Origin of the sequence: Bradyrhizobium sp. 132, assembly GCF_023074185.1 — a bacterium.
In the GTDB taxonomy this organism is placed as follows: domain Bacteria; phylum Pseudomonadota; class Alphaproteobacteria; order Rhizobiales; family Xanthobacteraceae; genus Bradyrhizobium.
In genome coordinates this window covers 50,692-64,985 of sequence record NZ_JADPKY010000054.1, presented here as the reverse complement: position 1 = coordinate 64,985, position 14,294 = coordinate 50,692, and the positions used below count along the sequence as shown (strand labels likewise).

At 57.7% G+C, this 14,294-nt stretch carries 8 protein-coding genes and 1 pseudogene; 7 read left to right on the top strand and 2 right to left on the bottom strand.

Annotated features, from left to right (window positions below; all coding sequences use genetic code 11):
• Positions 1-198: 198 nt before the first annotated feature.
• From IVA74_RS09590 to IVA74_RS09575, 4 genes are all read left to right on the top strand, one after another.
• A complete protein-coding gene (locus IVA74_RS09590) occupies positions 199-1,548 on the top strand; it encodes a pyridoxal-phosphate dependent enzyme (protein ID WP_247342115.1) in 1,350 nt (449 codons plus the stop codon).
• A 3-nt stretch (positions 1,549-1,551) separates the two neighbouring features.
• Positions 1,552-2,262, top strand: coding sequence for a VTT domain-containing protein (locus IVA74_RS09585; protein WP_247342111.1), 711 nt, complete (start codon positions 1,552-1,554; stop codon positions 2,260-2,262).
• Positions 2,263-2,391: 129 nt separating this feature from the next.
• Positions 2,392-3,285, top strand: coding sequence for a transporter substrate-binding domain-containing protein (locus IVA74_RS09580; protein WP_247342108.1), 894 nt, complete (start codon positions 2,392-2,394; stop codon positions 3,283-3,285).
• A gap of 80 nt (positions 3,286-3,365) precedes the next feature.
• Positions 3,366-6,107 carry an EAL domain-containing protein gene (locus IVA74_RS09575; RefSeq protein ID WP_247342105.1) on the top strand — a complete coding sequence of 914 codons (2,742 nt, stop codon included), beginning with the start codon at positions 3,366-3,368 and terminating at the stop codon, positions 6,105-6,107.
• Between the two features lie 385 nt (positions 6,108-6,492).
• On the opposite strand, the gene IVA74_RS09570 is transcribed toward IVA74_RS09575, so the two are convergent.
• Positions 6,493-8,040 carry a Fic family protein gene (locus IVA74_RS09570; protein WP_247342102.1) on the bottom strand — a complete coding sequence of 516 codons (1,548 nt, stop codon included), beginning with the start codon at positions 8,038-8,040 and terminating at the stop codon, positions 6,493-6,495.
• Positions 8,041-9,814: 1,774 nt separating this feature from the next.
• On the opposite strand from IVA74_RS09570, the gene IVA74_RS09560 reads away from it, so the two are divergent.
• The 3 genes and pseudogenes from IVA74_RS09560 (at position 9,815) to IVA74_RS09545 (ending at position 12,913) form a co-directional block, all read left to right on the top strand.
• Positions 9,815-10,543: a class I SAM-dependent methyltransferase gene (locus tag IVA74_RS09560; RefSeq protein ID WP_247342099.1), complete on the top strand. Its 729-nt coding sequence runs from the start codon at positions 9,815-9,817 to the stop codon at positions 10,541-10,543.
• A gap of 488 nt (positions 10,544-11,031) precedes the next feature.
• Positions 11,032-11,325: a DUF485 domain-containing protein gene (locus IVA74_RS09555; RefSeq protein WP_247285533.1), complete on the top strand. Its 294-nt coding sequence runs from the start codon at positions 11,032-11,034 to the stop codon at positions 11,323-11,325.
• Between the two features lie 9 nt (positions 11,326-11,334).
• Positions 11,335-12,913 (top strand): annotated as a pseudogene (locus tag IVA74_RS09545) (cation acetate symporter).
• A 519-nt stretch (positions 12,914-13,432) separates the two neighbouring features.
• On the opposite strand, the gene IVA74_RS09540 reads toward IVA74_RS09545, so the two are convergent.
• Positions 13,433-13,765 (bottom strand): hypothetical protein, encoded by a 333-nt coding sequence (locus tag IVA74_RS09540; RefSeq protein ID WP_247342094.1) that lies wholly within the window; start codon positions 13,763-13,765, stop codon positions 13,433-13,435.
• Positions 13,766-14,294: the final 529 nt, after the last annotated feature.

Here is a 14,294-nt window from a genome sequence, read left to right as displayed (position 1 = left end):
CTGAGCACGCCTTCAACGCGTCTGCGTTAAGCAAACCTTTGAGTATTTCGCCCGTGAGCGCGCATGCGGATTGGAATAGGGTTAAAAAAGCGTTAACCTGAAGCTACACGGAGTAGCATCCAGGCAATGAACCTCTCTCGCCGGAACTTCATGCAAGCGGCCCTCCTAGGCGGCGCCGCGTTGAGCGGAGGTGCCGCGTTGAGCGCGGTCGCCACCTATCAACGTCGCCCCCTCCCGTTGTCGCCGCTCCCGCACGCCGCTGATCTTGCAGGCTTGGCTCCCTCGTCCGCAGCGTTGAAATCGCAATCCTTGGCGCTCGGTAGATACTTTCCGTCCCTGCTGGATCCCGATGCCGCAGGCGGTCCTTTCATCGGCAACACGCTTTCAAGCGATAATTCTGTTGCCGATTACATTCGCCAGGGCGAACCCGGTAATTCGGTTTTCCTGAGGCAGGCTGACGGCCGCGCCACCATTCCATGGACCCCCATTTTCTTGAGGGGAAACAACCAGCTATTGCAGTTGCCGTCGTCTGTGACGCGACAAATAGACTGCTCTGATCTTTTGGTGATGAATGAGAGTAGTGCGCGTTATCCCGTCTTTGGCAACAAGGCGCGGAAGTACGAATTCCTGCTCCCGAATCTGAAGTGGTCCGGCTCCAAGCGTTTAGGGACGGTTGGCGCGGTCTCCAGCAATCATGCTCTGCAGTTTGCCCTGGCCAATCGTGTGGCCGATTTGACCGGTGACGGACAGCCGCTGAATTGTGCCCTGGACTTGGTACTTTTCGAGGTGCCGGGAGCTACCACGGACATGGCGCGGCTGGGGATTTTGCGAGGCCTGGTTGAACACGTTGCCATAGCCAAGAACAACATTGAATTGGTGGGCGAAGCTTCCCAGGAATATGCGAGAAATTGGCTACATCCGGATACGGATTCGCTCGTTCCCCCAGGCGGCTCGAACGATCTGAGTGTGTTGGGACATATGAATGCGATTGCCGAGTTGGCGCAGTTCCTTAGCGCCGCTCAGGCGTGGAGTGCACCGCCCGACGTGATTTTTGTCGCTATGGGCAGCGGCTCGACGGTCTTGGGCCTTCTCCTGGGCGTCCATTTGATGGGATGGAAGACCAAGGTCGTGGGAGTGGCCGATCAGGACAAATCATATCTGACGCGATGGCTTGTCAACCGGCAACCCTCCTTGCCGTTTGTGGAGGGGAATGTCGCCAAACTCGCTCGCAGCACGGTTGAGTGGCTGCAGCAAATCCGCTTTCCAGGCATCTCTCCTGATGTGCTTCGGGTGATGCAAGGCGAGATATTCGTGCCGGATTCCACCAGCTGGCAGCCCGGCTACGGCTTGGTCGAAGCCACCGACGTTGCGTGGGCGAACGAGTTGGAGGAGGCGGGACTCAGCCTTGATCCAGTCTTTACTTTGAAAGCATGGCGCTCGTTGCTCACCATGTCTAAAGCGGGGGCGCTCAAGAACAAGAAGGTTCTTTTCTGGAATACTTACAACAGCTTTGATTACATGCCGCCTCTTCTATCCAGCTTGGGATAGCCGATGCGTGGTTACCAGCCATTGATCGTCTATATAGCAGTCGTCATGTTTCTGACGCTGGCATATCTTGCATCACCTATTTCGAGAGAGGCCTTTTGGCAGGTGTTTCCGGGGCTTGAAACAATGGCCCAAGCGCATCCACTCGGCACCGCTGTGGCGTTTCTGGTCACATCCACTGTCCTTGCATTTCTGTCCTTTCCCTCCATGCCAATGATTTGCCTGGCCGCCGGTTTTTACATGAACGGGTTGGAGGGAGGCGTCACCGTGCTGCTCGGCAGTGCCTTTGGCGGTTTGAGCGCGTTTCTCTTCTATCGAAAGCACATTCAACGTCCCAGCGCTTCATTATGTCAGCAATCGGCTGTGAGACTCTGGTTGACCTTGCTCGGACTACGCCTCTCGCCCCTCGTGCCCGCACCACTGGTGAATTTCATTGCCGCGATGCTTGACGTCACCCCTCTTCAGTACCTGACGACCAGCATGTTGGGCGGCGCGCCGCTGGTCCTGTTCTATGCGCAAATAGGGCAGCAAGGGCATCACTTATTGTCCGGCGAAACACCGCATTGGCATCAGTTTTCCGGATATTTGACCATATTATGCTTAAGCACGCTGTTGAGCGCGATGGGTCCGTGGCGGTCGGTGCTGAACGATCTCAAGAAACTGAAAGGCACGCCGGGATCGAACAATCTTCCGCTGCACTCAGCACCTGTTCTGTAATCAATCCTTTACCGACAAACTGGTTTTTCCGAAAACTGAAATCTACTTTGTTGTATTTCGCCATCCTTTCTTAAACTCACAGCTATAGATTGCAGGCGCTTCTACTGGCACAAGGTAAAGAGCGCCTCCATGTCCCTGAAACGCTTTGTCCGCGGGTCGCTGAGCGGCGCCATGGTCTTCCTTTTCGCGACTTCAGGCTGGGCAGCTGATCTCGCAGAGATCAAGCAGCGCGGCGAAATCCGCCATATTGGCATCCGCTACGCCAACTTTGTGACCGGCGCGGGCGATGGTTTGGATGTCGAGCTGATGCAGGGCTTCGCCAAAAGAATTGGCGTCTCCTACAAGCTTGTCTACTCGGATTTTTATTCGGTCATCCGCGACCTGCTCGGCAAGGATGTGGTGCGCAAAAATGGCGAAGTGACGCTGGCAGGTGACTATCCCATCAAAGGCGATGTGATATCGAGCGGCTTCACCGTGCTGCCCTGGCGTGAGGCCATTCTTCTATATTCCGAGCCGACCCTTCCTTCGCAGGTTCTCTTGGTGGCACCAGCCGAGTCTGATCTTCAGCCGATCCAGGACGGCGCGGATCTCGCGGCCGACATCGTCAACACCCGGAAGGCGATCGGATCCAAGAGCGTACTCGTGATGGAGCGCACCTGCTTGGACCCATCCAATTACGGCTTGGTCAACGTCGGTATTGATCTAAAGGCTTACAACAAGAGCGCCAACCTGAACGAGATGGTGCCAGCCATGCTCAACAAAGAAGCCGAATTGACACTGCTCGACGTGCCGGATGCCATTCTGGATTTGCGCAAATGGGCGGGCAAAATCAAGATTCTGGGGCCGATCTCCGAGCAGCAAACGTTGGCAACCGCCTTTCCGAAGGACGCTCCAGCTTTGCGTAATGAATTCAACGCGTATTTGAGCGAGATCAAGGCCTCCGGCTTCTATGACCGGCTGGTGGACAAATATTATCCCGGCATCCGTCGATTTTTCCCGGAATATTTCGCGAAAACGAATTAATGATATCTTCGCTGATCAGATTCAGCCGATCGTTAGCTCCACGCTGGCTCTTGATAGCAGCAGCGGCGTTTCTGCTGTCGATGTTTTATCTGATTGGCAATCTGTATACGTCGCAAGTGGAGTTGCGGCAAAACGCCGATGCGCGTCTGGTGTCACTCGGTGAAGGGCGCGCCGCCGAGGTCGGCGATTTCTTAGCTGAACGGCGGCAAGCCGCCGCACGGCTCGCGGCCAGCGAGGACATTTCCAACTATTTCAGCAATCTCGATCTCGGAATGTCCGTCAAATATGGCCTCTTCGCCAATTTGGCTGCAATCGAGCGCCGCTTTCAGGCGACGGTGGGTGAGGAGAAATATCAGGGCCAAGCCGCCTATTTGCGGTTGGCTTTCTTCGATCGCAACGGCGTGGCGCAAGTTAATGTCGGCTCGTCCAGCGCGACGACAGCTTCGCCGATGCGTAACGCCCTGGCCGAACCATATATTCAGATTGACGACAAGCGCCGCCTGATTGTGGTCAGCGTACCGGTACTCCAGAAGGGCAAGATAAGGGGAACGGTCGAGACCGTGAGCAGTCTCAATCTACTTTCCTCATTGGTGTCTACCAACAACCTCGGCCAGCCGCACGAATTCCTCCTGGGAGACGATGGGCAGGTGCTGCTCCCGATCGAGCGAGAGCACTCGGCCGTTGTCACCGAAGGCCCGTCCTTGGCCAAGCTTCCGTCTGGCCGCATACAACCTCTGTCAAATCTCAGCGCTTCCGAGCTGAGAGGATATCTCGCACTTCGCTCGCCAGTTGCCGGTACTCGACTTTCCGTCCTGAGGCTGGCCAGCGAGGATGAGCTATACGGTCGTACGCTTTCACCCCTCTTCGTTTTCTATGTTGGCCTCTTCGCTATCGTGCTATTTATGCTGGCCATCGGCTTCGAGCGAATGCGTCAAAATGCGGCGCGGTTACAAATCAAGTTCGTCGAGTCCAATCGACATAGAGCGGAGCTGGCCGAAAACAATCTCGCTCTCTCTCAAGAGATCAGGCGGCGCGAAGCCATTGAGGCCGACCTGGAGCGACAGAGGGAGGCTCTTGACAAGTCAAATTCTGAATTGCGCATAGCCGCGGCTGCTTTCAATTCTCAGGAGGGCATGATCGTCACCGATACCAAAGGCGTAGTCTTGAGTGCCAACCGCGCCTTCGTGGGCTTAACCGGCTATACGATCGAAGAATTGGTGGGACAAACCCCGCGACTGTTCCGGTCTCATCGGCGTGATGGCGAATTCTACCGCAGTATGTGGGATTCCGTTCAAGCAACTGGCGGCTGGCAAGGTGATATGAGTCTCAGGACCAGGAGCGGAGAAAACTGCGCGCGCTGGCTGACTATATCCGCTGTGAAAAACGAGACGGGCGAGGTCACCAACTACATCGGCTCGTATTATGACATTTCTAAACTGAAGCACGCTGAGGAGAAGATCCAAGAACTCGCTTTCTTTGACCAGCTAACAGGTCTGCCGAACCGCGTCCTGCTAATCGACCGCGTGCGCCAGGCCGTCAATGCGAATATCCGTAGCAAATCCTACGGCGCTTTGCTGTTCATTGATCTGGACAATTTCAAGACACTGAACGACTCGCTGGGTCACCACATGGGCGATATGCTGCTGAAATGTGCGGCTCAGCGCCTCTCCCATTGTGTGAGGGCGGATGACACAGTTGCCCGCTTTGGCGGCGACGAATTTGTCGTTCTTCTCGCCAATCTGGGTACACAGAAAGCAAAGGTCGCAGCCTTACAGGCGGAAGCGATAGGCGAAAAGATTCTCGCAGCCTTCACCGAGGTCTTCCAGCTCGATACGTATGAATATCCCTGTACCGCAAGTGTTGGCGTGACCTTGTTTTCGACTGATGAGTGCAACGTTGACGAGTTGCTCAAGAGAGCCGATCTGGCAATGTACGATGCTAAAACGGCGGGGCGAAATGGCCTGCGGTTTTTCGACCCGGCCATGCAGACTATGATTACAGCCCGCGCTGCCCTCGAGACCGATCTACGAGAAGACCTTAAGAAGGAACGGCTTTTGCTGCATTACCAGCCGCAGGTCGATCACGAAGGAAGGCTGCTGGGGGCAGAAGCGCTTGCGCGCTGGCCGCATGCGCATAAAGGGATGATTTCGCCTAGCGAATTCATCCCGGTCGCAGAAAGCACCGGCCTCATCCTTCCGCTCGGCGCCTTGATGTTGAAGACTGCGTGCCGTCAGCTGGCTCGCTGGTCAACCGATCCAGCGACCGAACGCCTGACCATCGCGATCAATGTCAGCGCCCTGCAGATGCGTCAGAAGAATTTTGTCGAAGAGGTCCGCGCGATCATTGAGCAAACCGGCGCCAATCCCCATCGCCTCAAAATCGAACTCACTGAAAGCACATTAGTCAGCAACGTCGACGATGTGATCGCCAAGATGGGCAAATTGAAAGCGATTGGCATCGGCTTCAGCCTCGATGATTTCGGAACCGGCTATTCAGCGCTTTCATATCTGAAGCGTTTGCCGCTTGACCAGCTCAAGATCGATCGCAGCTTCGTCAAGGACGTTCTGGTTGACTCTAATGACGCCGCGATAGCCCAGATGATCATAGCGCTTAGCAGAAGCCTTGGGCTTTCAGTCATCGCCGAAGGCGTCGAAACGGAAGAGCAATATGCGTTCCTGGCGGGACACGGACAGCTCAGTTACCAGGGCTATTTCTTCGGACGGCCTATGCCGGCGGAGGATTTCGTGAGTCTCGCCCGAGCTTTCTCGCCGCGTCACCGTTTGAAGCGGGTACGCGGGTCGGTCAATCAGGTTTCCGCATAGGCCGTCGGCGGGAGACGCCAATTGCTGTTGTTTCTTGCTCGTTTGAGTGGCGAAGCAGCCATCCGAGTGCAACCGACACCACCAAAGCCTAAGCGAGGCCATAGCGGCTGCTCGTGGTCCAAATCGGGCGCGCCGGTCCCCGGCGATGTCGTGCCTGCTCGCATCATGTCGTCGTCATCGGTGGTTCCTCTGGTTGCGTTGGCGTGTCGCAACCGACCCTACTGGAGAATTGCCGTTGGCCAGCGCAATGGCGCCCGCCTGCCACGGCCCTATTAGGGGCGCACGACCGGGTGGCTTTGCTCTACCGAGCTACACCACAACCGTGGACACGACCCGTACCACCGCTGGAAAGAATGGGCTTCCTGTCTCTGCGCAAGACGCGCCGTCAGTCACTTAAGGGTCCGCTTTGACCGAATGAGTCCGCGTACAATTGCTCGATTTTCACAACTTCATCTTGAGTGAGCTCGGCGAATTCGTTCTCTCGTGCCCGCTTTGAAAGTCTTCCTTGATTCTGTCGCAGAAGCCCAAACAGGTTGTTGAGCGTTCGCTCGGGCATGTCGATGATGTTTTCGACTCCGGATCGGAACATATCGAAGTTGCGAAGGAAGCTCGTCTCATTCGGAAGGTCCAGCTCAATCGTCTGGCGTACACATTCGTACAGAAATTCCGCATGCGGGGTCGCGTCGAAGAAGCGGTAAAAATCCCCGGTGTCGTTCAAAACCTTCACATTATTCTTTGGGGTCGCTTCCCATTGTACGCACGGAAGTAGCCTGCTGGAATAGCTTTCCAACACGCTTTGGTACTCGGTGATCCGGTCAAGAATCGCCGACGACACTGGAAAATGGACCCCGGCCGGATTAAATCCGCGCCGCGTGAGGACATGATGCATCAGATATCGATGGATGCGTCCGTTGCCGTCCTCGAATGGATGGATATAAACAAAGCCGAAGGCGAGCACCGCCGCCGCGAGAATGGGATCGAGCTCGTTCTCGGCGGCGAGATCGAATGCGATCAATCCTGCCATAAGAGAGGCGATGTCTTCATGCCTCGCGCTGATATGGTCCGGGATAGGGCGCTGTGTATCGCGGTCATGCTCCCCGACGAAGCCTCCTTCCTGCCGGAACCCGAGCTTCACGAAACGCTCGTCTCCGATGACGATGCCTTGCAGGCGCAAAAACTCCTGCTCGTCGAGCGGCGCGCGCCCAGCCTCGCCGATGGCGCGTCCCCATCTTTGAATGCGATCCTGAGGCGGCCTTTCTCCCTCGATGAGGTAACTGGACTTCGAATCTTTCAGCAGCAGAAAGGCGGCGGTGCGCGCGAGCAACTCCTTCGGGACTTCGCTGACGACAGCGCGCGCGCGCTCCTTCCAGTTCTGCGCGAGAAATTGGTTCAGCGCGGCCGTCTTGAAAACGAGCGGACAAAATTCCGGGGTGCCGGGAAGGTTGTTGCGAACGCGATGCCGGGCGGAATTCGTGCCAATCCCTCCGAACTGGAGGTCGGTATCGATGGCGTCTACATATGAGACCTTGTCTGTAAGCGACAAATTCAGCTCCCGGCCAAGCAACCACTCGTACAGAAACCAGATGCGCCGTGTGTAAATGCCGGTCGGCTTCTGCCGCACAAGCTCCGCGATATCACCCTCATCGACGACGCGGAAAAGTCGCTTCAGGACGGAAAGATCGACTCCTTCGTTCTTGAGGGCAAAAGTCAGGTGTCCCTCAAGCGAGGCCTGGGGAGCATGGCGAGGCGTGTAGATCCGCCAACCATCCTGTTCAATGATGCGGTGCCGGGCTCCGATGGCCGAAAGGGTGCGGGGGACCGGCACAGAGAGCGTGTAAGCGTCGATGAGCGCGGCATAACCCGCCGGGATGGCGGGCTCAGGCAATCGCCTGTCATGAAAAACCTTCACCGGCCCTGAAGATGCTGCGCTCACGATCGTTTCTCTGAAAGTTGCGGTCCACGAATTTTCCTCATCGGCGGCGTCAATTTCGAAATCACATCATGCCACGTGAAAAATATTCTCCCAATGGGCATTACTGTGAAAAGAGAACGGGAACGTCCACCAATAAACGGGCGGAGAAGGGTCGGTCTGGGCTGGGAACCCGTCATGGCGCCGGAGATCCGTCGATGTTCTTCTTTCGTTCTTCATCAAGTTCGGCCCTCGTTTGCCCGACTGTCCGACCAAGACGACGAATTCTCCAGGCATTCGGACCCACTGCGATGACGCCGGGACCACCCCGGTCCAGCCAATCGGGACGACTACGAGCGCTGCCGCTCTTGAAAATCGACACGGGCGTCCAGAAGCCGGCAGAGGCCACATCCTGTCAATCGCGGCTTCGAGCCCGCCGTCACCGGTGACATCGAAACGAGCAAGCGTCGCGTCATGCTGGTGGGTCTGCTTAGCTCGGCTCGCCGGCAGGCCTGGTGTTGACGGGACAGGTTTCGATCTCGCTCGATAGTCCCTCGATACGCCCATCCAGAGGGCGCTCCGCTAGACCCTTGATGCCTTAACCGCGATGCCTGCCTCTGCGGATAAGCCAGAAGGTGCGCAAGGTTTCGCAGAGAAACGAAAGCACCTTGGAACGGGCGCAAATGGCTGTTGGATTGGGAATAGTCGACAGAGATGTCAAATGGCCTCAAGATCTGCGATCAGCACCGAACCGGTCGATGACTCCGTAATCACCAGCATGTCGGCAGCTATATTAAGTGCGACGGTAGTGCATGTTGGGCCCGCGCAAGATTTGATGCGAGCAACGCATTCGCCGTTCGCTTGCTAGTTTGAGGAGAGCCGCGAATCCAGCGAATACCGCCGCCTTTGTGGGCGCAAGCGAAGATGCTCGTTCAAAGCTTTTCGTGCAGTAACCCCATGTGGAACCATCAAGCGCCTTCCAACAGGTCCGCCCTGTTACTCTTTCTCGTGGTGTTGCGACTACGCGTTCTCGCCTTTCAGCTCCAACTCAATCGCGGCATAGGGCTGCCTCATTCGCACCGCCATCAACGTGGCGCTGCCATCCGGCGCTAAACGGTCTCGGCGTGATCATGCGGCGCCGGGTCCGGCAGACTCATACGCTGACTCAACCGATACAGTTGAAAAGCTGGAGCTCCAGATAATCGCGGGTCAGATAGAAGCCGCCGTCGCCATTGCTACACTCGTAGCGGATCCTGCCGGCGGGACGTGCTTCGCTGACGCCGCATCGAAGGCACCGAGCCCCCGTGCCGGCTCGTGCCTATTAGACCGGCATGTTCCAGCCCGACGGACCAAGAAACCATATCGACAGAGGCTCCACCTCAATGCGAGCACGATGGACGGCTTCCCGCGGCCTGACGAACGGCGGGTACCAATGACGTATCGATCGCGATCGGCCCTCGGCACCAGCCTATTCATGGGAAGCCCTTCACTTCTAGGTTTCATATCGGCAAGAAGCCGTTCGAGCCCGTCGTTCGGGTCGTTGGCACCAGAGGCCGTGAGGCCAATGGAGCAACGGCAAATGCAACGTTGACGCGGACAGCACGGAATAATATCATTTCTAGATGGTCGAGAAGGATACACATATCGTCACCTTATTCCCCGGCATCCCAATAGGCGGGATGCCGGGATGTCGCCCGCTTTAATATCGACAGCGGAACGATACCGAGCCTCGCGCCTTCGTGGACGAGGCTTTTTGCATGACCTGTGCCTCGTCCCATCAACTTCGATGGAGTCCATCATGGCACAAAATATCTACGACAATCCCGACTTCTTTTCTGGCTATTGTCAGCTTCCCAGACAAGTTCAGGGGCTGTCCGGCGCGCCCGAATGGCCGGCGATACGCGCTCTGCTTCCTAACCTGGCCGGCAAACGGATCGTCGACCTTGGTTGCGGCTTCGGCTGGGCTTCCCGCTGGATGCGCGAACAGGGTGCGGCGTCAGTCCTCGGAATCGACCTGTCCGAGAACATGATCTCCCGTGCGCAAGAGTTCACGCGCGAGGACGCGATCACGTACCAAATGGCCGATCTCGAAACACTTGAGTTGCCCGAAGGGACTTTCGATCTCGCTTATAGCGCCCTGACATTCCACTATGTTCGCGACTTCAAACGGCTCGCTCGCATGGTTCATCGATCGCTCGCCCCCGGAGCCGATTTCGTCTTTACCGTCGAACATCCGATTTTCATGGCAGCCACCTATCCGCGATGGATCGAAGATGAGGACGGTCGCAAGACCTGGCCCGTGAACCGTTACTTTGTTGAGGGCGAGCGCCAGACCGACTGGTTCGTAAAAGGAGTGGTCAAATATCATCGGACCATTAGCACGACCCTGAACGCGCTGATCCAAGCCGGGTTTACAATTAAAGCAGTTGAAGAGTTCGCTCCATCACCGGATCAGATCAGAGAAAACCCCGCTTTGGAGGAGGAAATCGAAAGGCCGATGATGCTTCTCATATCCGCGAAACGGTAGCATGTCGGCTTTCTATCTGATGTGCTGATCATAAGATGACGCGCGCGGGCGGACATGAGAAAGGGGGCCACACTAGATCAGGGGCTCGCAACCACCGACACATTTGCTGGTAACCGCCGTCTGACGTGGACAGTTCACTTTCCCCAGCAAGGCCGCTCATCCGAACAAGATGGACGTTGCGTGCATGAAGTATCGCTCAGTTCCGACTGTCAAGCTGCGGCCGGCGTTCGCCCCCTCTCAACCCAGAAGTTGCAATAATCGGCCTGGACCGCGGCGGCGAGCCGCCAATGCGATGCCTGTACACTGGCGTCGGGGACACGCCCAGAAACGGTCGAATGGTCGGCTAAGCACTCCGCTACCAGGGAGACTGCATCGTCTCCAGAGGCTGCAAATCCGCACGGCACATTGCAAAATTTCGTAGTTCCCGACGCTTGCGGCTCGGCGGAAGCTGGCCGGTAGTGGATATCAAGACCTTCTGGGGGGGGTGGATGGACGCGCAGACTTCCGTCAATTCCGGCGTCGCGCCTCGTTCTGTCACGCTTGCGAGGAGGCGCCTTCGGATCGCGCTGCTGCTTTGTGCGACGATGATCACGATCTATTTCGGCTTCATGGCATTGTTCGCATTCGACAAGCCGCTTTTGGGCACTGTGCTTGCGCCCGGGCTCTCGCTTTGCATCGTGCTCGGCCCTCTCGTCATCGTTTCATCGTTCCTGCTCTGCCTCATCTATGTGCTGTGGGCGAACCGGGTATTTGATGCCAGCCTTCGTGACCTCGAACGATAGGACCTCGCGATGGCCAACAACTCGCTCTCGATCGGCTTCTTCTTCGCATTTATGGTCCTGACGCTCCTGATTACTTACTGGGCGGCGCGGCGCACCCGTACCACGGAGCACTTCTTTGCCGCGGGGGGCGAGATCACTGCATGGCAGAATGGCTGGGCGCTCGCTGGCGACTTCCTCAGCGCGGCCGCGCTGCTCGGCATTGCCGGCATTGTCACCTCGAATGGCTTCGATGGCATGGTCTACTCGATTGGATGGCTGGTCGGCTGGCCGATCATCCTCTTTCTGATTGTCGAGCCACTGCGCAATGTCGGGAAATTCACGTTCGCGGACGTGGTCGCCTATCGGCTCAGCCAAAAGCCGGTGCGGCTCGCCGCGGCGGTCGGTACGCTGGCGGTGATCCTGTTCTACCTGATCGCCCAGATGGTCGCGACCAGATCGTTGATCAAGTTGCTGTTCGGCCTGCCCTACACTTGGTCGGTGGCTTTGGTCGGTGGCTTTGGTCGGTGCTGCCATGCTCATCTATGTGCTGTTCGGCGGCATGCTCGCCACCACCTGGGTGCAGGTGGTGAAGGCGGCGCTGCTGCTCGCCGGCGGAGTGATCCTGGCAGTCCTGGTCCTGATGCATTTCGAAATGAACCCGCTCAAGCTGTTCGCCGCAGCGGCGGAGAAGTACGGCACAAGAGTGCTGCAGCCAGGTTCGAAGGTGGTTTCGGGGCAATGGGACGCGATCTCACTCGGCCTCGGGCTGATGTTCGGCACCGCGGCGATGCCGCACGTCCTGATGCGGGTATACACGGTTCGGGACTCCAAGGCCGCGCGACTATCGATACTTTATGCCACCGGGCTGATCGGCTTCTTCCACCTGATGGTGTTCATCATCGGCTTTGGGGCCATGGTGCTGGTCGGCCCGGAGGCGGTGATGAAAGCCGGCGGTGGCGGCAACATGGCTGCACCTCTGCTCGCCCTCACAGTCGGCGGCGACGCCTTCTTCGGTTTCATCTGCGCAGTTGCGTTTGCCACCATGCTGGCGGTGGTGGCAGGCCTGACGCTTTCCGGTGTGGCTACGTTGTGCCATGATGTCTGGACCAACGTCGTTCGCCACGGTACGGCATCGGAGGCTGAGCAGCTCAAAGTGGCGCGGATCGCCACCGTTGCCATCTCGGTGCTGGCAATCGTGCTCGGCATCACCTTCGAAGGCCAGAACGTGGCCTTCATGGCCGGGCTCGCCTTCTCCATCGCCTGTGCCGCCAATTTTCCATCACTGGTCCTCGCTATCATCTGGCGTCGCTTCACGACGCCAGCGGCCGTCGCTAGCATCATGATCGGCACGCTAAGCTCGCTGGTGCTCATTGCGCTGTCACCGACCATCCAGGTCGACGTGCTCGGTAAGCCGCTGGCCCAGGTGAGCGGCGCCTGGTGGTTCGTCTCGCTGCGTAACCCGGCCATCATCAGCATGCCGCTGTCGTTTGCCGTGGCGATCGCGGTGTCGTTGTTAACGCGGGAAACGAACGCGGATGGCCGCTTCGACGAGATGCAGCATCGCATCCTGTTCGGGCGATCAAGGACGATGCCGCAATCGGCGGAGTGAGCCAGAGCTGGGAATTCCGAATGGCATGCGCGGAACTGCAGATGCTCCTGCACAATTTCGCCGTTGGCCCTTCGAGCGTCAATGTTACGATTTTGAGCCGGACATTTTGACCAGGGGGACAGAAATGCGCGACGCCTCACATCACCATCGTTTCATCGGCAGCCTGTGCAGTTGCGGAGCGCATGCTCCCGCGCAGCCGACTGTCGAAGAGGCCGTGTCCGAAAGCGTCCAGCAGGCACTTCTGCATGGCCTTTTCCCGCAGCCGGTTTTGCGGCGGGAACTGCTTCGCACCGTTGGCGCCGGGGTGATCATCGGCGGGAGCAACTGTTTTGCTTCATCGGTCGTCAAGGCGAGAGAGTGTCTCGACTGCCGATCTATTGCGCGAGATGATCGGCTTTCACTCGACCCCTTAAGCCATAGGATACTTCGCCCCGCGCCGCCGCCAGACGACGCCTCCCTTCACAGATCCGAACTCGCATTGTGCGGCCAGCGTTATATGGACTTGGATTGAATGAGTAGCTAGTCGGGCAGACGAAGCCAAACGTCTTTACTGGATAGCGTGCCGGTTGGCGTCGCGATCTCCATATCGACGACGCGAAACGAGCCATGATTTTCGTAGACGTAGCAAAGGTGCCAGACCGGGCCGAGTTCCGGCGAAATGGCGAAGTCGTCCAAGGCGCTTGTGATGTTGTGAACGGCATCGCGTCGCCCCACCGGTGCGGAGAACATCGCCTCTATCAGGGCGGTCAGGCTCATGCCGCCGACCAGCATGGCTCGTGCAGCTTCATCGCCGTGAGTAAGCCGGAGGGCGGTCACGATTACCGCAATAGCGTCGGGGTTCTTGACAGCCACGGCAGGTTCGCTTCGCCCAGCAAAAGCATAATGCCGGATCCCGATCCTTTCATGCAAGCAGGATCGAGCCGTCGCGAACCGGCTGGGGGCCCCCGAGCCATTCTTATGGTCCGCTTATGGATGGTCGGCTTCGATTCGATTTCCTCTGCTGCGATACCACTCGCAAAATTCTGCTCTATAGATAGGAGGCGGCGGGACTGAGTGGGTTCCAGATAAAGAACCCCGTCCACCATCCTGAGATCGCATAAGAAATTTTGCTCCGCGACGAGATCGGCCGGTGCGGCTTAGGCCGCCCGCGCCACCTCGAAACCCGGGTGACGCTTAGATGTGCGTTCGAGCGTCGCGATCGTATCGTGAAGATTGGCGCGCCGAGCTCGGAGGTCCAGCGCGAGCATGGGGTAGGAGAGGCTGGCCGGGTCGGGATTTCCCGCCTTTCGCTCCTCCTCTTGGATATCGCTCCCCAGCATCCGGACCCGTCGATGCAAGTCGGAAATGAGAGCGTGGAGGTGGAGGGACGCAGTTGCATCGA